Below are 19,691 nucleotides of genomic sequence, written 5' to 3' on the forward strand. Positions count from 1 at the left end.
TCTTCTGTATATTGTTGTATCATAATGGCGGGCAAAGGACAAAGATACAGATTCTATTGAGCTGATAGGCAAAAGCTATAGGCCTTGATAAGCACCGGATAGCCTGAAAGAGATTACTGGTTTAACCTGTACAGCTTATAGTCGAAGAAGGCTTTTAACTCTGCGGACTCAATATGGTATTGCTTTTGATTCCTTTTTTTGTTGATTTTCACGTATACGTTCCGGTTATCGTATTGGATATGAACAGACATATCCCTATCTGATGCGAGGCTAATGCCAATGTCTGCAACGAGGCTATTTTCGTCATTGCGGACCTCAGTGGCTTGACTCTCCTGTACCAGATTGAGCATAGAGCAGACTTGGTTTATCTCTTGCTCATTTAGATCTATATAACGCCGCTCACCCTTCGCTGCATCGCCATAGATCCACATTCCCGCCCCCGCAACCTCATCTGCGGCTACCTTCTCCCAGCGGATGGGAGGTTCGTACATCAACCGGTTGATAAGCCCGCCCGAGAACAGCAATCCCGCCAATCCTGCAAGAATTACTGCAGACATGATCGGAATTAACCTTTTACTGCCGCGCATGTAGCCATATACCGCACACAGCAGACTAGTCACAAATGAAGGAATGACAAGAAAGCTCATAAATCCGGATTTCACTGAGTAGTCAATCATAGCCGCCAGCGACAATAAGACCCCGGGATCTTTGATGAATGAATACAGAAACGGGATTGAAATACTGCTGGCGAGACATAAAGGCACAAGGATCCAATATATTCTCAGGCGGCTTCTGTTATGGATAGACCGGAGCATCTTATACAGCAGCACCGGATACAGAATGGAAACTGCCAATATGAATACAACGCCCACGCTAAACCTCCTCTAACGCGATAACTGCTCCCTCACAGTTTGCTCTTGATTCTTAAGTTGTTTACAATTAGTATGCAATTGTTGGGCACAACCGTTAACCTATCTTATTTCAGGGAGTGATCATGAATGCAATATACCAAGCTTGGCAAATCAGGCATGAAGGTCAGCCGTCTCTGCCTGGGCACGATGAATTTCGGTCCAAGCACCGATGAGAAGGAAGCCTTCCGGATTATGGATGCTGCACTGGACGCAGGCGTTAATTTTTTTGATACCGCTAACATTTACGGATGGGGTGAGAACTCGGGCCTCACTGAGACTATTATCGGCCGCTGGTTCAAGCAGGGCGGAGGCCGCCGCGAAAAGGTGGTGCTGGCCACTAAAGTCTACGGCGCCATGAGTGACAAGTCGGATGGCCCGAACGACGAGGCCGGCCTCTCCTCCTATATTATCCGCCGCCATCTGGAAGGCTCTCTGCGGCGTCTGCAGACCGATCACATCGAGCTCTACCAGATGCACCACATTGACCGTAACGTGTCCTGGGACGAGCTGTGGGGCGCCTTTGAGCTCGCTGTCCATCAGGGCAAGATCGGTTATGTCGGCTCCAGCAACTTCGCCGGCTGGGATATTGCTATTGCCCAGCAGGAAGCGAAGGCACGCGGTTTCCTGGGGCTGGTATCCGAGCAGCATAAATACAGCCTGACCTGCCGGCTGCCGGAGCTTGAGGTCCTTCCTGCAGCCCAGCACCTGGGGCTGGGCATCATTCCGTGGAGTCCGCTGGACGGCGGACTGCTTGGCCGAAATGCCCTGAAGAAGATTGAGGGCAGCCGCAGCGGCGGCAACGCCGAGCGTATAGAGCAGCATAAGAGCCAGCTGGAGGCTTTCGCCGAGCTGAGCCTTGAGCTTGGTGAGCCGCAGGACACCATTGCTCTGGCATGGCTGCTGGCCAACCCTGCCGTGGCCGCTCCGATCATTGGACCGCGCACGCTGGAGCAATTCGAAAGCGCACTGCGCAGCCTCGAGACCGTTCTGGACAGCTCCGTGCTGAAACGGCTGGATGAGATTTTCCCGGGACCCGGCGGAGCCGCCCCGAAGGCTTATGCCTGGTAAACAAGACATAACAGCCTCACGTTAAGCCTCATACTAGTACGACAAAGAGCTGTTCTCCGGCAAATTCCGGATAACAGCTCTTTATGCATTTTACTCTGCTGTATCTACCGTCACAGATCCGTTACTGGTCGATAGGCTTACCTTATGTGTTCCGCCGCCAAGCACAACTGTGCCATGATTCTCATCGCCGTCCCAGGTAACATTGCCCTTAAGCGAACCATTGCTGGTATCCGCAGTAATCTCCGCATCCGTTACCGCCGGCAGCCCGGCTATAATTTTACCGTTGCTTGATTTCAATTCCCATTCACCGGTAACTGCAGAATTGATTGTAATCTTACCGTTGCTGCTCTTGGCAGACAGTGAGCCGTCAATATTACCGAGCGTGATTGCCCCGTTAGAGCTCACCAGCTCCACTTCGCCCTGTACATTCTGAACATTCACTGTGCCATTGCTGGTGTGCGCCTTCACACCTCCGGTAATATCATGTATATCCATCGTTCCGTTGCTGGTATCGACATCCAGTCCGCCTGTTAAGTTAGCCGCTTCAACCGTTCCGTTGCTGGTCTCCACTTCTACAGCCAGATTCCCGGGAATGCTGACATTCAGATATGGATCTTTGATATTGAAGCCGATCTGGATATTCGACAGCCAGTTCGAATCGCTTTCCAGCTCCATGATGAGCGTGTCGCCTTCAACTGTCACTTTCCACTTACGCTCAAGTGCGCTGGCCGCCTCACTCTCCGTTTTGCCCGGCAGCTCCAGCTTTCCTTCATAGTCCAGCGTGTTACCTGCCACGCCTTCAAGCTTGATTTTACCGCTGGGCAGCTCAATCTTCACATTCTTGATATCCTGCTGTACCTCAACCGACCCGCTGACCGGAGCAAGCGCCGTATTCCCTATAATGCTGCTCAGGGAACCGCCTGCCAGCGCATTCTGCACACCGCTTGCACCTACAAGAATGATAATCAGGACAACCGCCCAGCCGCTGACACGGCTCTTGGCATCCGATTTAATGAAGAGCCTCAGCAGCATCTCAAGTCCGAACAGGATAAGCAGAGCCGGCCACAAATAACCAATCACATCATAGTTAATAAAATTGAACTGTGCGAGTACTACAATAACACCCAGCACTATGCAGCCGATTGCGGCGGTAAAGCTGCCGATTTTCCATCTCCCCATAGTTCATTTCCCCATTTCGCTATACTTTTGAATTGTTCTTCAGCATTCTGAGACCATAACCGATCAGAGCAAGGGACAGCAGGATCGCTCCGATATTCAGATCGTTAAGTATTGCCCAGAGCGCCGGGAATGCAGTGATCAGCATCAGCAGAATACCGGCGGTAACGCAGCCAATGCCGACCCAGACCGGATTAACATCATCATGCGGATACATCGGCGGAGCTGTCATCCCCATCGTCCAAGGCGCTCCGAAGCTGTCCGGATGAAACATCATCCGTTCATGCTCGGCAGCAGACAGCTTCATCCAGGCTGCCTTCTGCAAAGCATCGAATAACTGGTAGAACCAGAGTGCTGCCAGGGCAAACGGAAATACCGCAGGCATGGACGGAATGAAGATAATACACAGTGATGCTCCAATCATATACTCCAGGCCCATTTTTTTGAAGCCTAAATACATATGTCCGAGTCCCGGAATCATTGCCAGGAGAAAAGTGAGCCAGCGTCTTTTTTTAATCATTGATAACATCCTCCTAAATTTTGAACATGTACTCCTGAAGTGAAGCTCTATTCCACACAGGCTCGGCCAGTCATAATGCACCGGGACGGCCTTGATTTTTTACGGATTATTGCTTTGCGGGTTAAACCAGGTACTGACGGAACTGGACATTTGCCCGTTAATTTCCGTAATCCCATAAGCAAGATGTTCGAATACACCGAATTGCAGCAGCAGGAAAGTTAATCCGACGGCAACACCATAATGCATCCAGGAGGTTCCCGGTGCTGTACGCCGTCTGGACATCGTTGATTTCATAACCCGTTCCCTGCGCCCGTTCTCCAAACGGTCAATTTGCGCCATCACATCCGCCGTAAGATCAGGGAAGTCCGGGGACATTGCTTCAGGGCTTGCAGTTCCGAGCTCTGCTTCCATATCACTCCAGAGCGCCGCAAGTCCGCGCGCCTCCTCCAGCCATTCCGCGCAGCCGGGACAGGACTGAATGTGCTGGCGGATACTGTAATCCGCCTCAGGAGACAGCTGGCCATCGATATAATGCGGCATCCATTCTTTTACTGTTGCACAATTCATCGCCATTCCTCCCCACTTTTACGCATCATCTGTCTGGCCCGATAGAGCTGCGATTCAACCGTTTTAACCGAAATCCCTTTTTGATCAGCAATCTCCTGGTAGGAGTGGCGCTGAAAATAGTACAGCTGGACAACCGACCGGTACGGTTCTGTCAGACTGTTCAAATTCTCACCGAGCTCCTGGGACGCTTCCTTGCGCAGTAATGTCTGCTCGGGCGTCTGTGAAGACACCCAGTCATTTTCCGTGTAGTCCGCTGTACTGCGATGCCGCCATTCCCGGTCATTGGCCCGTTTCCAGTCCAGACAGGTCCGGTAAGCAATCCGGTACAGCCATGTAGAGAATGAAGACTGTCCTCTGAAGGAGGGGAGCGCCTTATAGGCTTTAATGAAGACTTCCTGGGCCATATCCTTAGCCGACTCGGCTTCTCCTGTAATCTTGATGCATACACTGTATACCATGCCTTGATAGCGCGTTACCAGTTGCCCGAAGGCCTGATGCTCGCCATTCAGCACGGCAGCAATCCACTCCGTCTCTTCCAAAGTCATTCTCCCCTCCTTCTGCTACATAACGTTAGACGCCGGAGTTTCAGATACCCCTGCAGCCCGCACAACTTTTTTTCTAGAAAAATATCCGGTCCCTCAGCTTACCTTAATATATCCTGTATAGGCCTTAAATCTCTACATTTTTTTGGGGCCTTCAGCTGTCCCCGGATACAAAAGAACCCGCCCGAAGCATGGCTTCAGGCGGGTTTCCGTGCATAGCTGTGAATTTGTACTTATTATTTCAGCTTATTCCGGTTTGTTGCGTGTCTTGAACTTCCGGGCCAAAACAATACCGGCAACAATCAATCCTCCGCCAAGCAGATAAAGCGGAAGCGGGCTGTCTTCCCCTGTCTTAGGGAGATTGCCAGGCAGTGTCTTGCCACCCGAATCTGTGTCTGTGCCGTTATCAGTGTTGGTTACAGAGCCAGTCGGCACTTCATCAACACCAACCTCAATAATTACATCCTGCTCATTGCCGTCTTCATCCGTTACGGTAATTGTGAACTTATCCTTACCAATGAAGCCTGGATCCGGCGTATATGTCCATTTGCCGTCAGGTGTAACTACGACTGTACCATGGGAAGGCTGTACGGTAATTTCCGGAATACCGCCCAGAGGAATCTCACCATTAATCGGAATATCCTCGACAGTAGTTGCCGATGTTGCCTGTGGTGTCACCGCCGGAGCACTGCTGGTTGCAGGCTGCGTAGGAGCTGCAGTAGGAACTGCAGTTGGTCCCGGAGTTACCGTAGTGCCCGGGGCCCCAGTCGCTGAAGGAGCCGGCGTAACCGTTGCAACCGGTGCTGCCGTACCTACTGGAGTAGCTGTCGGAGTAACCCCGGGGTTCGGTCCTGGCGCTCCTGTCGGTGCCGGTATGTCTTTATTAGTAATTGGATCCAGCACCTTCTGTACCTTCGAATCAATTGTAATGCTGCGCTCTGTGGAATCCAAATAATATCCGGTTGGAGCCACCGTTTCCTTCAATGTGTATTTTCCAAGCTTCAGGTCCTTGAATTCAATCTCGCCGTTTACATCAGTAACAGCCGTTGCAACTACATTCTTGCTGGAGTCATACAATTTAAATTCTGCTCCGGCAAGCTTTCTTGCCTCATTTCCTTCAGCTACCTTAACGACCTTGATCGAACCCAGGGTTTCCTGGTTGGTGATCGGAGGCAGCACCTGCTGCGTCTTCCCGCTGATCGTGACATTGCGCACCGTAGCATCCAGATTGAATCCGGCTGGCGCTTCGGTTTCCTGCAGGGTATATGACCCCAGCTTCAAATCAGGGAAAATAATTTCACCGCTGGCATTAGTTGTGCCCGTTGCCACCACAACATTGCTGGAGTTCGTGAGCTTGAATTTCGCTCCGGCTAGCTTCTTCGCCGTATCAGCTGCATCCACCTTCACTAGCTTGAGTGACCCCAAGGTTTCCACGTTCTTAATTGGAGCCAGCACCTGCTGCGCTTTTCCGCTGATTGTGATGTTGCGTACAGCCGCATTCAGATCATATCCGGCTGGTGCTTCGGTTTCCTGCATCGTATATGCACCGAGTTTCAAATCATTAAATACCAGTTCGCCATTAACATTGGTAGTGCCTGTTACTACTTTACCAGTACTTGTATTCGTAAGTTTGAACTCTGCTCCCGTAAGCTTCTTCGCATCATCCGCCGCATCCACCTTCACGAGCTTGAGTGAGCCCAAGGTTTCCTGGTTCGTAATCGGAGCCAGCACCTGCTGCGCCTTCACAGTGATCGTGATGTTGCGTACTGTGGCATCCAGATCATATCCGGCTGGCGCTTCAGTTTCCTGCAGAGTGTATGACCCCAGCTTCAAATCATTGAATACCAGTTCACCATCACCATTGGTAGTACCTGTTACTACCGTTTTCGTGGCCGTATTCGTAAGTTTGAATTCTGCACCGATAAGCTTCTTCGTGCTGTCTCCTGCATCCACCTTCACGAGCTTGAGTGAACCCAGCGTTTCCACGTTCTTGATTGGAGCGAGTACCTGCTGGGCTTTCCCGCTGATTGTAATGTTGTGTACCGTAGCATCCAGATCATATCCGGTCGGAGCTTCAGTTTCCTGCAGCGTATACGCACCTAGCTTCAGATCGTTGAATACCAGTTCACCATTAACATTGGTTGTACCTGTTGCTACCTTACCGGTAGTTGTATTCGTGAGCTTGAACTCTGCTCCGATAAGCTTCTTCGCTGAGTCAGCCGCATCCACTTTCACCAGCTTGAGTGAACCCAGGGTTTCCTGGTTCGTGATTGGAGCAAGCACCTGCTGCGCCTTCTCAGTGATCGTGATGTTGCGTACTGTGGCATCCAGATCATATCCGGCTGGCGCTTCAGTTTCTTGCAGCGTGTATGACCCCAGCTTCAAATCAGGGAAAATAATTTCACCATCAGCATTGGTAGTACCTGTTACTACCGTTTTCGTGGCCGTATTCGTAAGTTTGAATTCTGCACCGATAAGCTTCTTCGTGCTGTCTCCTGCATCCACCTTCACGAGCTTAAGTGAACCCAAGGTTTCCACGTTCTTAATCGGATCAAGCACCTGCTGCGCCTTTGCACTAATCGTAACGTTGTGTACCGTAGCATCCAGATCATATCCGGCTGGTGCTTTAGTTTCTTCCAGGGTATATTTGCCCAGCTTCAAATCTTCGAATACCAGTTCACCATTAACTTTGGTAGTGCCAGTTACTACCTTACCGGTAGTCGTATTCGTGAGCTTGAACTCGGCTCCGATAAGCTTATTCGCACTGTCAGCTGCATCTACCTTCACTAGCTTGAGCGAGCCCAGCGTTTCCTGATTTGTAATCGGAGCCAGCACCTGCTGCGCCTTCTCAGTAATCGTGATATTGCGTACCGTAGCATCCAGATCATATCCGGCTGGCGCTCCAGTTTCCTGCAGCGTGTATGTGCCCAGCTTCAAATCACTGAATACCAGTTCGCCATTTTCCTTGGTAGTACCTGTTACTACCGTTTTGGTGGCCGTATTCGTCAGTTTGAATTCTGCGCCTTCAAGCTTCTTCGTGCCATCAGCTGCATCCACCTTCACGAGCTTGAGTGAACCCAAGGTTTCCACGTTCTTAATCGGATCAAGCACCTGCTGCGCCTTTGCACTAATCGTGATGTTGTGTACCGTAGCATCCAGATCATATCCGGCTGGCGCCTTAGTTTCTTCCAGGGTATATTTGCCCAGCTTCAAATCTTTAAATACCAGTTCACCATCACCGTTGGTTGTATCTGTTACTGCCTTACCACTGATGATATTGGTGAGCTTGAACTCGGCTCCGATAAGCTTCTTCGCTGAATCAGCCGCATCCACCTTCACGAGCTTAAGCGAGCCTAAAGTCTCCTGGTTCTTAATCGGATCCAGTACCTTCTGTACCTTGGAATCAATCGTAATATTCTGTGGTGTTCCATCCAGGTCGTATCCGGCTGGAGCCCCGATCTCCTCAAGTGTATAAACTCCGACCTTCAGATTGTCGAAGACAATTTCCCCAAATTCATTGGTAGTCTTCGTACCTATCACAGTCTTACTGGAATTTGTGAGCTTGAACACTGCTCCTTCCAGTTTTTTCGCAGCGTCCGCTGCATCGACCTTAACCAGCTTAATCGAGCCTATGGTTTCTATGTTCGAAATTGGGGTCAGAACCAGCTGAACATCCGAAACAATCTTGACATTACGTACCCTTGCATCCAAATCATATCCGTACGGGGCCTTGGTTTCCACCAAAGTGTAGTCCCCCAGATTCAGATTATTGAATTCAATCTCACCATCGGAATTCGTTATATCCGTTACCGCCACATTTGTACTGGTATTCGTGAGTCTGAATTCTGCTCCGGCAAGCTTCTTATTTACATTACTATAATCTACCTTACTCAGCTTGAGTGAACCCACGGTTTTGGTGTTCTTGATTGGGCCCAGCACCAACTGAGTTGTCGAATCTATTTTGATATTACGCACTGTGGAATCCAATACATATCCGGTTGGAGCAGTAACTTCCACCAGCTTGTAATCCCCGAACTTCAAATCAGTGAATATAACTTCACCACTTGCTTCGGTAATAACAGAGGCAACAAAACCATTGGTGACAGCATTGTACAGATCGAACTTGGCGCCTGCGAGTTTCTTGGTCCCGTCAGCCGCATCTACCTTAAGGAACTTAAGAGAGCCCGTTTTGGCTTTATTTGGGAACGAGGCCAGAATCTTTTGTGACTTTTCCGAGATCTTGACATCGATTACTGAAGCACTCACCTCATACCCGGCTGGAGCCTCAATTTCCTTCAGTTTATAATCTCCCAGGTTCAAATTAGTGAAGATAACTTCACCGCTCGGACTGGAAGTAGCCTCATAAACCTTAGTATCACTGGAATTAAACAGCCCGAACTTTGCTCCGGCAAGCTTCTTTGTTGCATCTGCTGCATCTACTTTATCAAACTTGAGTGACCCCATAGTTGATGTATTCTTTACCTCCAGCGTCTGCTGATCCTTCGAGGTAATTGAGATATTCCGGATTGTTCCATCCAGATCGTATCCGGCCGGAGCTTTGACTTCCTCCAGTTTGTATGACGCAACCTTCAAATTCGGGAAAATAACTTCACCGCTGGCGTTGGTAGTTGCTGCTGCAACCTGAACACCGCTGGTATTGCTCAGCTCGAACTTCGCTCCTTCGAGCTTCTTCCCTGAGACAGCATCTACCTTGATGACCTTAAGTGAGCCTATTGTTGCCGTATTCTTAATAGGATCCAGTACCTTCAGCACTTCCGAGTCAATCTTCACGCTCAGCATCGTACTATCCAGATCATATCCATATGGAGCGGTTACTTCCTTAATGAAGTAATCTCCGAATTTCACATCAGCGAATACAGCTTCACCGTTAGCACCGGTAGTAGCAAATTTATTCAATGAAACTTTGCTGGCATTAAATAACTCAAACTTCGCACCTGCAAGCAACTTGGCCCCATCATCTTTATCCACTTTGATAACCTTAAATGAGCCGTAAGGATCATTCGTTAAAGTCAGTTCCGCTGGTGTTGTTGAATTGATAGTAACCGGGCGTGATGTGGTATCAAGTATATATCCTGCTGGTGCTTTGGTTTCTTTCAGGACATATTTACCCAGCCGCAAATTCGGGAAGCTAATGACACCATTCGCATCACTTTTAAATGATCCTGTAACAGCAACCAAATCTGTACCTACTTTTCGCTTCAAGGAGAACTCGGCACCGGCCAGAACTTTCGTGCTGTCTGTATTCGTTTTGGTCAGCTTGAGTGAACCTCTTATCCCGCTGCCCGTGCCTCCGCTCTCACTAATAAACACGCTATCGGTGGTTGAGGTTGATGTATTTACCTGCGTATAACCCGATCCGCTAAAAGCCACGTAATTTGTTACTTTTACAGTATCTACCGCGGTAATAGCAGTTTTGTACTTGAGTATATAAGGTTCAGCAATTTCATTCTTAAATGTCAGTTTAAAGCTGTCGTTCCCACTGGAATCAGTACTGATAACAAGAGTATAATCTTTATCCTTTTCCAGTGTTGTCGAAGTGGGCTCCACATCCCCATTTGGTTTAACTAGGGTTGTATAGAGCTGGAAGCTTTCCGGCAGCAGCACCTGATTTGTACTTGGTGTATCTATAATCTGTACACCGCCCACCCTGGACTGATTCGCGTTAATGATCAATTGCCAGTTTACGAGCGTATTATCAGAACCATCAACAGCTCCGGATTTCGCTATATATTCTCCACCATGTATTACAGATGCATCTCCAGTTAATTTTTCTGATACCGCGGTATTTCCTGCATTGTACAATGTTGCACTATTGGTCACGGTTTTCAGATTAACGTCGTCATCTTTAAACTTAGTTTTGAATTCCACATAGAAGGCGTAGTCGATTTGTTTCGTGAATTCAACTCTAAGCTTCTGTCCGTTGTCAATCAAGCTTGCAGTGTAATCCGCTGAATCTACAGGAGTTCCCGGCTGAGGGCTGCCTGAGGCACCATAAGTCAGCTTATACACCTTAATTGCTGTAATGTCCCCGGACAAAATCTGGCTTGCAGGAAGCGTATCAACCAGGTAAGCACCTGCAGGCAGCACTCGCTTGTTATAATTCGCTCCAACCTTCCAGGTAATCTGCTTGCTCAGCACATCATAGCTGCCTGTCTTCAAGCCGTTATTCTTAACCTTGATATCAGGATCGAATTTACCTATCGAGGTATAAGGTGAGCCAGATGTATTCTCAGTCCAATTAATGGATGCGGTATTCTCAAAAGTCTTACCGCTTGTTAAGCTGTAAAGATCAAAATTGGTAGTGTACGTAATTGTATAAGGCTGATTGATAACCTTATTAAAAGTTATTATAAAGCCATCATTTTTACCAAATGTACTTCCTACCGGAGTAATTGAATAGTCGGGAGAAGCATTCGGCAATCCAATCAGCTTCAGTCCGCCGAGATTAAATGTATCCGTCAATACCAGATTACTCATTGTTTTCTCGTCTTCATTAATTTTAATCGTCCATTTTACGGTTTTATTCTCGTAGTCTATATCATAACCATCCTGCTTAGTCAAAATTTGTTGTGCAGTACTGACGTCAGCCGTTTTCTTTATACCATTGTAATTGACTTCATTCGTAATGGTCTGTTTCTCATAAACACGGATGTTCGATTTTGTATTGTAAATGATCTTGTATGCGTTTTGGATATCATTATTGAAGCTAATCTGGAAACCGTTCTGAGTACCCACTCTATCCGTTAAAGTAGTGATGGTATAATCCGTATCTCTTACTAAAGTTCCATCATTAGTAGCAGTTCCGTCTGAGCTGATCTTCATTTTATATATAACAATTGAACTATCCACTAAATCCTGGGTTTTATTAAAATAGTCCTTTAGAACCGCCTTGTCCGCCGTAATGGCTTTCTCATTGTAGTTATATCTGATCTCCCAGTTAATGGACTCATCAGCTAAATCATATGATCCGCCAATCTTCTCCAGGGTCTGGCCCAGCTCAATACCAACTGATCCGTTTGCCTCGCCTTGGCTGGTACCATTAGCAGTGAGAATGGCTTTGTTAGTATAAGTTGTCGTCTCCGTTACGGGGAGCTTCGTTGTAAATTTCACCCGGTAAGCTTCGCTGACCGGATAGTTAAATTTAATATTTAATTTATCTTTATCGCTGCCATCTATGCTGTAAAGCCCTGCACTGACCGGCTGGCTGCCCGGGGTCAAGTCTCCGTTAATTTTTACCGCCAGCGGATATACAGCAATCGAAGTAAGATCCAGTTCCTGGCCATTCAGCATCGTATCTGTGATTGCTGCATCGCTAAGCTTATTTAAGAGTGTGTTGACATCTACCGTCCACTCGATTTTATTCGCATTATACTTTTGCGGCAGAGGTATCCCCGATTTGGTAATCACACTTCCTTTTTCAGGTTTAATTTGGATGGTGATTGCATAATCAGGATTCCCAGAGATCGGGAAAGGAAGCACCTGTACGGTACTACCGGTGGTTCTAGTCTGGCTGAGTTTAATTTTCACCCAGAAGGTACCTTTTATTTGTGAGTAATAATCACTAATATTGTTGAAGTTAAATACAACTGTGTTGTCAGTTTTTACAGTATAAGTTCCGACATCGCCAGTTGGAGAATCATTGAAATACAATTTATCCGTCATTTCTTTATCAATTTGCAATTGATCAGGAAGCTTATAGGTATATGTAGAATTCCCTGTATAGATCGGATTGTTATCTTCATCCTCCGGCAGCTCATAGGTCAAATCCAGCCTAATGGTCGAATCGATCTTATATACAGTATCAGTAACCTGTGTGCCATCACTTTCGTACACGGATAATGTGACGGATTTAATAATATTTTCAGTAATCGGGGTTTCTCCGTTAGCTGCATTGATGCTGGAAAAGAAGCCCATAGAATTAGCGACTAGTATTGCAAGTAATAATCCCCCGAGCCACATAGCCCATTTCTTCTTTTTCATTAATCTCAAGACATCTCCCTCTTCCCTTTATATTTTTCTCTAGTGCCGGACATGTAAAAATTGTCAAAAGCGTCTGATCAACTATGTAAATTCGCTCTTTCTCGTTTAAAACCTCCTGAAATTTTGCAAAATTGACAGACGAAAAATTTAAAAGTCGTAAGAATGACAAATCTCATAGTAAACACTCCCACTGATAAATCACTGATAAATCACTGTAAATGAATCCCATATTTTAACTTACATAAAAAAACCATTCAGCCAGCAGACTATTTCTGCTGATCGAATGGCTAATTTACAGGTTTTAGGTTGAATATTAACTTTTTGGTTTAAAGGCTGGAAGGGTCGGCCGGCTGCAATGTTTTACGTTTCTCAATCAGCTTGTTCAGCGCATCCAGGTAAGCTCTGGCACTTGCTTCAAGAATATCAGTGCTGAGCCCGCGGCCCTGGACAGCAATCTCGCCTTGCGAGAGCACAACATGCACCTCACCCTGCGCATCTTTGCCCCTGCTGACAGCTTTAATCGAATAATCACCCAGGGTGACCTCTTCGCCCGTAGCCTGGTCAATGGCGTTATAGATTGCATCAACTGAACCATTGCCTTCAGCACTGGCCACGATCGGCTCAGGCTCCTGCCCGTTAATAATAACCTTGGCGGTTGGGGTAGCCTCATTGCCATACGTCACATAAATTGTCTGCAGGCTGAATGTCTCCGGCGTATCAATCAGCTTCTCTTCAAGCAGAGCCAGAATGTCCTCATCCGAGACTTCCTTTTTCTTATCAGCCAAATCCTTGAATTTGGCAAAAGCGATATTGATCTCTTCCTCAGAGACATCAAAGCCCAGATCATTCAGCTTATCACGGAAGGCATGGCGGCCGGAGTGCTTGCCAAGTACCAGCTTGCTCTCCTTGAGTCCGATCGTTTCCGGTGTCATGATCTCATAGGTCGTTTTCTCCTTCAGCATGCCGTCCTGATGAATCCCGGATTCATGCGCGAAGGCATTCGCGCCAACGATGGCTTTATTGCCGGGCACTACCATCCCGGTCAGCTTGCTGACCAGACGGCTGGTCCGCGAAATTTCGGACAACACCAGTGAAGTTTTGGCATCAAAAAATTCACTGCGTGTTTCCAGTGCCAGTGCAACCTCTTCGATTGCGGTATTACCGGCACGTTCGCCGATTCCGTTAATCGTTCCTTCAATCTGGTCCGCACCATTCTGAATAGCAGCCAGCGTGTTCGCAGTTGCCATACCCAAATCGTTATGACAGTGGGCGCTTAGCTGCACACGCTCAATCCCAGGTACTGTATCCTTCAGGAATTTGAAGATTGCGCCATATTCTGAAGGATTCAAATACCCCACAGTATCAGGGATATTGACTACATTTGCCCCTTCGCGAATCGCCATTGCCACCACTTCTGCCATGAATTCACGTTCCGTCCGTCCGGCATCCTCCAGAGAGAACTCCAGCTTGGAGAAATATTTCTTGGCATAACGGATTGCGGACTGCGCAGTTTCCAGTACCTGTGATTTATCCATGCGCAGCTTATGCTGGCGGTGAATGGGAGAAGTCGCCAGGAAAATATGGATGCAAGGATCTTGCGCTCCCTGCAATGCTTCCTTAACAGCATCAATATCGCTCTCTCTCGAACGGGAGAGGCCAATTACCGTAACGTTCTTAACGGCTCTGGCAACTGCGTTCACTGCAGCCAGATCTCCGGGTGAAGCGGCAGGAAAGCCTGCTTCCATCCGGTCAATTCCCAGCTTCTCAAGCTGATAAGCGATTTCCACTTTCTCACGCGTATTGAGGTTCACACCCGGCGACTGCTCTCCGTCACGCAGTGTCGTGTCGAACACATATATTTTCCGCATGCTGAGCACCTCCTGAAGAAAAGTCCATAAACCCTCAAATGCGGCTCGCAAAATTACGGCCGCATCTGAGAGTCATCTATGGTTCATTGTAATCTTAAGTATATGACCTACTTCTTGATCCAGTGCATCATTTCGCGCAGCTGGCTGCCTACCACTTCAACCGGATGAGCGGCTTCATTGCGGCGGGTAGCGGTCAGGAAGGCACGGCCGGACTGGTTCTCAAGAATAAAGTCGCGGGCGAATTTACCCTGTTGAATATCAGACAGTACTTCTTTCATAGCTTTCTTAGTCTCAGCAGTAATGATGCGTGGTCCAGTTACATAGTCACCATATTCCGCAGTGTTACTGATGGAATCGCGCATGCTGGACAATCCGCCTTCATATACCATGTCAACGATCAGCTTCAGCTCATGCAAACACTCGAAGTAAGCCATCTCAGGAGCATATCCGGCTTCAGTCAATGTCTCGAAGCCAGCCTTGATCAGTTCGGATACACCACCGCAAAGCACGGCTTGCTCACCGAACAAATCGGTTTCTGTTTCTTCACGGAAGGAGGTTTCAATTACTCCTGCACGGGTACAGCCGATGCCTTTGGCATAAGCAAGGCCGATTGCCTTCGCATTGCCGGTTGCATCCTGTTCAATAGCGATCAGGCCGGGAACGCCGAAGCCTTCAACATAAGTACGGCGGACCATGTGGCCCGGGGACTTAGGTGCTACCAGCAATACGTCAGCATCCTTAGGAGCAACGATCTGGCCGAAATGCACGTTGAAGCCGTGGGAGAACATCAGAGCCGCACCATTCTTGAGGTTCGGTTCGATATCGTTCTTATATACAGAAGCCTGTGTTTCGTCAGGCATGAGAATCTGCACTACATCTGCGCGGGATACTGCTTCAGCTACAGACAACACTTCGAAACCGTCATTCTTGGCAGTTTCAAAAGATTTACCTTCACGCAGGCCGATAACAACCTGAAGGCCGCTGTCACGCAGGTTCTGCGCCTGGGCATGTCCTTGGCTGCCGTACCCGATTACTGCAATTGTCTTTCCTTTCAAAACGCTTAGTTCTGCATCCTGTTCATAGTACGTTGTAACTGCCATTGTCAATATCCTCCTTTAATTTGGGACCCATCGTAAAGAGCGGGTGCTTCAAGAGCATAACTTCTATTATAATCTGCTGTGCTCCTCAAGCCCCCGCTCTTTCGCGGGTTAAATGTACATAATCTTATTAAATTAATGCAAGCAAGCAGTAATTCGTTAAAGCTGTAAATTATGACGATCAGGCATTACCGCGGATCATCGCCGTTACTCCAGTTCGTGACAGCTCTTTAATGCCGTATGGCTTGAGCAGTTCAATCATAGCATCAATCTTCTGGGTATCGCCAACTACCTGTACCAGCACGCTGGTTGTTCCGATATCGACTACCGAAGCGCGGAAGGTTTCAACTACACCCATAATCTCAGGACGCTCAGCAGGCTCTGCCTTAACCTTAATCAATGCCAGCTCGCGGGCAACCATCGGCTTTGAGCCCAGGTCAACAACTTTAATTACGTCAATCAGCTTGTAGAGCTGCTTCTCAATCTGCTCCAGTGTGTGCTGATCACCAAGTGTAACAATAACCATCCGGGACAGCCCGATTTCTTCGGACTGGCCTACAGTAATGCTCTCAATATTGAACCCCCGGCGGCCGAACAGTCCGGATACCCGCTGCAGCACACCTGGCTGGTCATTTACAAGCACGGAAATCGTATGCTTCATCACCGTTATTCATCCCCCATCAGCATTTGATCAATGGTTGACCCTTGGGTTACCATCGGGTAGACATTCTCGTCTTTTGGAACAACGAACTCTACCAGGACGGGTCCAGGTGTTTCCAGTGCTTCCTTCCATACAGCTCCGGCTTCCTCTTTGTTCGTAGCCCGCAAGCCCTTAACCCCATAAGCTTCAGCCAGCTTTACAAAATCCGGGCTGCCGGCAAGATCGGTGTAGCTGTAACGCTTCTCATAGATCAGATTCTGCCATTGGCGGACCATACCCAGCACCTGATTATTAATAACAACAATCTTAACCGGAATGTTATTGATCGCACAGATTGCGAGTTCCTGGGAACACATCTGCATTCCGCCGTCACCGTTAATGGAGACTACCAGACGTTCAGGCTGCGCCATCTGCGCTCCGATCGCAGAAGGGAATCCGAAGCCCATCGTTCCAAGTCCGCCTGAGGTAATCCAGGAGCGCGGGTGGTTGAATTTGTAGTATTGTGCCGCCCACATCTGATGCTGCCCTACATCTGTAGTAACAATAGCTTCACCCTTTGTGGTGTCGTTAATCATCTCAATCACCCATTGGGGCTTGAGCTCTGTCTCCGAATCCTTGTACTTCAGCGGATGTTCCAGCTTCCACTGTGCAATCTGCGTTCTCCAGGCATCTGCATTCGCAGCGCGCTTAAGGTCAGGAATCAGCAATTCCAGTACAGTCTTCACATCACCTACGATTGGAATATCGGGCGATACATTCTTGCCGATCTCTGCCGGATCAATATCAATATGCACAATCTTAGCTTTAGGAGCAAATCCGTCCAGCTTACCGGTTACGCGGTCATCAAACCGGGCACCGATATTAATCAGCAAATCGCATTGTTGAATTGCATTGTTCGCCGTGTAAGTTCCGTGCATGCCGGGCATTCCCATCCACAGCTCATCCGCACTCGGATAACAGCCAAGACCCAGCAAAGTTGTAGTAATCGGAATTTCAGTCCGCTTCACAAATTCATGCATCGCCTCATGCGCCCCGGAGTAAATAACCCCGCCGCCTGCAATAATGATCGGACGCTCAGCTGCAGCAATTGCCTTCACCAGCTTATCCAGCTGTAGCTTATTAGGCACTGTGCGCGGATTGTAGCCGCGAAGATTCACACCTTGCTGCTGGATTGGCGTGAATAAGGTTTTAGCCGCCGATACATCCTTAGGAATATCGATCAGAACCGGTCCTTTGCGCCCTGTGTTGGCAATATGGAAAGCTTCATGAATGATCCGCGGCAGATCTTCTACATCCCGCACCAGATAGCTATGCTTCGTAATCGGCATCGTTATACCTGTAATGTCTGCTTCCTGGAAAGCATCTGTTCCGATCAGGCTGGAGAATACATTCCCCGTAATCACCACCAGCGGAACGGAGTCCATATATGCTGTTGCAATTCCCGTCACCAGATTGGTTGCCCCGGGTCCTGAAGTAGCAATACATACGCCTACTTTGCCGCTTGCTCTGGCATATCCGTCAGCGGCATGGATGGCCCCCTGCTCATGGCGGGTCAGGATATGTTTGAAATCATCGAATCCATAAAGAGCATCATAGATATACAGTACAGCCCCGCCCGGATATCCGAATACAGTGTCCACATCCTCCAGTACAAGACTGCGCAGAAGGACTTCAGATCCCGTAATCACCTCAGGATTTTTCCATTTCTCACGTAACTGCTCTATCGACCGCACTTCCGGTAATTGCGCGCTCATCAGTATTCCTCCCTTCGATAGTTCACATGCATTATTCAAATGACAGGCTGCCCTCATATCCAACACTTAATATTTGCGATTAGGCCGTAAATTCTCCCTATTCAACAAAAAAACCTTTCGCCTCCCACGCGCCGAATAAGCGCGTGAGGGACGAAAGGTTTAGCTTCCGTGGTACCACCCATGTTTGCATTACATCTCACGATGCAACACCTTATCAGGATACAAAAATCCATCGATGTAGGCAGGGCCCAAATCTTTGTAACCTGAAGTCCCTAACGCGGACTAAACGATTCCCCCTAATAATTCCACCGCTCTTGCTGGAAGACCTTTCAGGGAAACAGCTCCGAGGTGAGCTCGTATATAAGGGATTCTGGTGGAGGTTGCAGCAATTCCTCTCACTCTCTGAACAAAAGAGCCCTTAAAACTTCGTCCTCTTCATCGCCGATACATGTATGTTCGTTAAAATGTTTAGACACATTATATGATTCCTCACATGGTTAAGTCAATACCCATCTTCCGTAACTATATTAAATTCTTCACAAAATGTTGTTCTACCCTTTCCGGAACGCCCACACCAGGCAGGGCATATGATGTACGACAATGCGTGGAAAGGGGGCATCTTATGATTCGTTACCGCAGACCCAAGCAGGATGACACCGTCATTTTCGACTTGATTGAAAAGCAGCTTGTCCCGTTATCCCATCTTCCGCAAACGATCATCAATCAGGTCCGGAAAGATCTGCCCCGCCGTCTGGGGCAGGGCGTCACTCTTGTCGCTTGTCCAGATTACGAAAGTGATCCGCTGGGGTTCGTGCACTTCATGCTGCACGGGGATTTGTTATATATCGATATGCTTGCTATTGCACCGGGTGCAAGGCGTAAGCGTTATGGAAATATGCTTATGGACCGGGCAGAGCGGTTTGCACTATCCCGTGCTTGCCGCAGGGCTAAAGTCTCCGTCGATACCGGAAATACCGCCGGTCTCGCCTTTTATGAAAAATCGGGCTACAATGTAGCCCGTTATCAGCCGCAAAACTACTGTTATGAGCTTGAAAAACAATTCATCTGATAATTTTCTCTATAGGCCGGCCATTAAAAAAATCCGATTGGCGGAACTCCATAACCGGGACCAGGACCATAACCGCCGTAAGGACCGGGAACAGGGCCAGGGCCATAGCCGCCATAAGGAACCCCGCCATAACCGTAGCCTCCGCCTCCATAAGCATAAGGAGCCGTACCTACAGCAAGCAAATCAAACAGCACGAGCGGGATCAATGCTTTCGTTTGTACTTTTTTACCACTGATCCTTTGCAGAACAAGACGGTTTCCTGATACACGCAGCAATTTCCCCGTTACCTTGGAGCCGTCTTTTTTGACCGCAACGATATTTTTGCCAATCAGCTTCATCACTTGTTTCTTCGTAACCGGCTGTGCCATAATATCCCTCCTACTTAGTTCTAAAGCAGTCTATTCGCCGCTGCCGGTCTTTGCCTGTACATCTGCCCTGTTCAGGTTATGAGGGCTGC

At 48.2% G+C, this 19,691-nt stretch carries 13 protein-coding genes; 2 read left to right on the plus strand and 11 right to left on the minus strand.

Features of this window, described 5'->3' with window-relative positions:
* Positions 1-113: 113 nt before the first annotated feature.
* Entirely contained in the window at positions 114-872 is a 759-nt protein-coding gene (locus LOS79_RS17840; RefSeq protein WP_315411408.1) for a hypothetical protein, read from the minus strand.
* 126 nt (positions 873-998) lie between these two features.
* Between LOS79_RS17840 and LOS79_RS17845 the strand changes: the two genes are divergently transcribed.
* Complete coding sequence (locus tag LOS79_RS17845; RefSeq protein ID WP_315411409.1) at positions 999-1,979, plus strand: aldo/keto reductase; 981 nt, start codon at positions 999-1,001, stop codon at positions 1,977-1,979.
* 90 nt (positions 1,980-2,069) lie between these two features.
* On the opposite strand, the gene LOS79_RS17850 is transcribed toward LOS79_RS17845, so the two are convergent.
* The 9 genes from LOS79_RS17850 to ilvB form a co-directional block, all read right to left on the minus strand.
* On the minus strand, positions 2,070-3,158 hold the full coding sequence (locus LOS79_RS17850) for a DUF4097 family beta strand repeat-containing protein (RefSeq protein WP_315411410.1): 1,089 nt from the start codon (positions 3,156-3,158) through the stop codon (positions 2,070-2,072).
* 19 nt (positions 3,159-3,177) lie between these two features.
* Positions 3,178-3,675, minus strand: a complete 498-nt coding sequence (locus LOS79_RS17855) for a hypothetical protein (protein ID WP_315411411.1) — start codon at positions 3,673-3,675, stop codon at positions 3,178-3,180.
* Between the two features lie 99 nt (positions 3,676-3,774).
* Positions 3,775-4,242, minus strand: coding sequence for a zf-HC2 domain-containing protein (locus LOS79_RS17860; RefSeq protein WP_315411412.1), 468 nt, complete (start codon positions 4,240-4,242; stop codon positions 3,775-3,777).
* Positions 4,239-4,787 (minus strand): RNA polymerase sigma factor, encoded by a 549-nt coding sequence (locus tag LOS79_RS17865; protein ID WP_315411413.1) that lies wholly within the window; start codon positions 4,785-4,787, stop codon positions 4,239-4,241. The genes LOS79_RS17860 and LOS79_RS17865 overlap by 4 nt, the downstream gene beginning before the upstream one ends.
* 243 nt (positions 4,788-5,030) lie before the next feature.
* The gene (locus tag LOS79_RS17870) at positions 5,031-12,785 is read right to left on the minus strand and encodes a SpaA isopeptide-forming pilin-related protein (protein ID WP_315411414.1); all 7,755 of its coding nucleotides are present in this window, start codon (positions 12,783-12,785) and stop codon (positions 5,031-5,033) included.
* 326 nt (positions 12,786-13,111) lie between these two features.
* Positions 13,112-14,653 carry a 2-isopropylmalate synthase gene (locus LOS79_RS17875; protein WP_315411415.1) on the minus strand — a complete coding sequence of 514 codons (1,542 nt, stop codon included), beginning with the start codon at positions 14,651-14,653 and terminating at the stop codon, positions 13,112-13,114.
* A 107-nt stretch (positions 14,654-14,760) separates the two neighbouring features.
* Entirely contained in the window at positions 14,761-15,753 is a 993-nt protein-coding gene (gene ilvC / locus LOS79_RS17880; RefSeq protein ID WP_036727672.1) for a ketol-acid reductoisomerase, read from the minus strand.
* A gap of 178 nt (positions 15,754-15,931) precedes the next feature.
* On the minus strand, positions 15,932-16,411 hold the full coding sequence (ilvN, locus tag LOS79_RS17885) for an acetolactate synthase small subunit (protein ID WP_315422309.1): 480 nt from the start codon (positions 16,409-16,411) through the stop codon (positions 15,932-15,934).
* 5 nt (positions 16,412-16,416) lie between these two features.
* Positions 16,417-18,165, minus strand: a complete 1,749-nt coding sequence (gene ilvB / locus LOS79_RS17890; RefSeq protein ID WP_315411416.1) for a biosynthetic-type acetolactate synthase large subunit — start codon at positions 18,163-18,165, stop codon at positions 16,417-16,419.
* A 622-nt stretch (positions 18,166-18,787) separates the two neighbouring features.
* Between ilvB and LOS79_RS17895 the strand changes: the two genes are divergently transcribed.
* Positions 18,788-19,234 carry a GNAT family N-acetyltransferase gene (locus tag LOS79_RS17895; protein ID WP_315411417.1) on the plus strand — a complete coding sequence of 149 codons (447 nt, stop codon included), beginning with the start codon at positions 18,788-18,790 and terminating at the stop codon, positions 19,232-19,234.
* 23 nt (positions 19,235-19,257) lie between these two features.
* Here LOS79_RS17895 and LOS79_RS17900 read toward each other — a convergent pair whose 3' ends face one another.
* The gene (locus LOS79_RS17900) at positions 19,258-19,602 is read right to left on the minus strand and encodes a hypothetical protein (protein ID WP_315411418.1); all 345 of its coding nucleotides are present in this window, start codon (positions 19,600-19,602) and stop codon (positions 19,258-19,260) included.
* Between the last annotated feature and the right edge of the window lie 89 nt (positions 19,603-19,691).

Origin of the sequence: Paenibacillus sp. MMS20-IR301 (genome assembly GCF_032302195.1) — a bacterium.
GTDB lineage: Bacteria > Bacillota > Bacilli > Paenibacillales > Paenibacillaceae > Paenibacillus_AQ.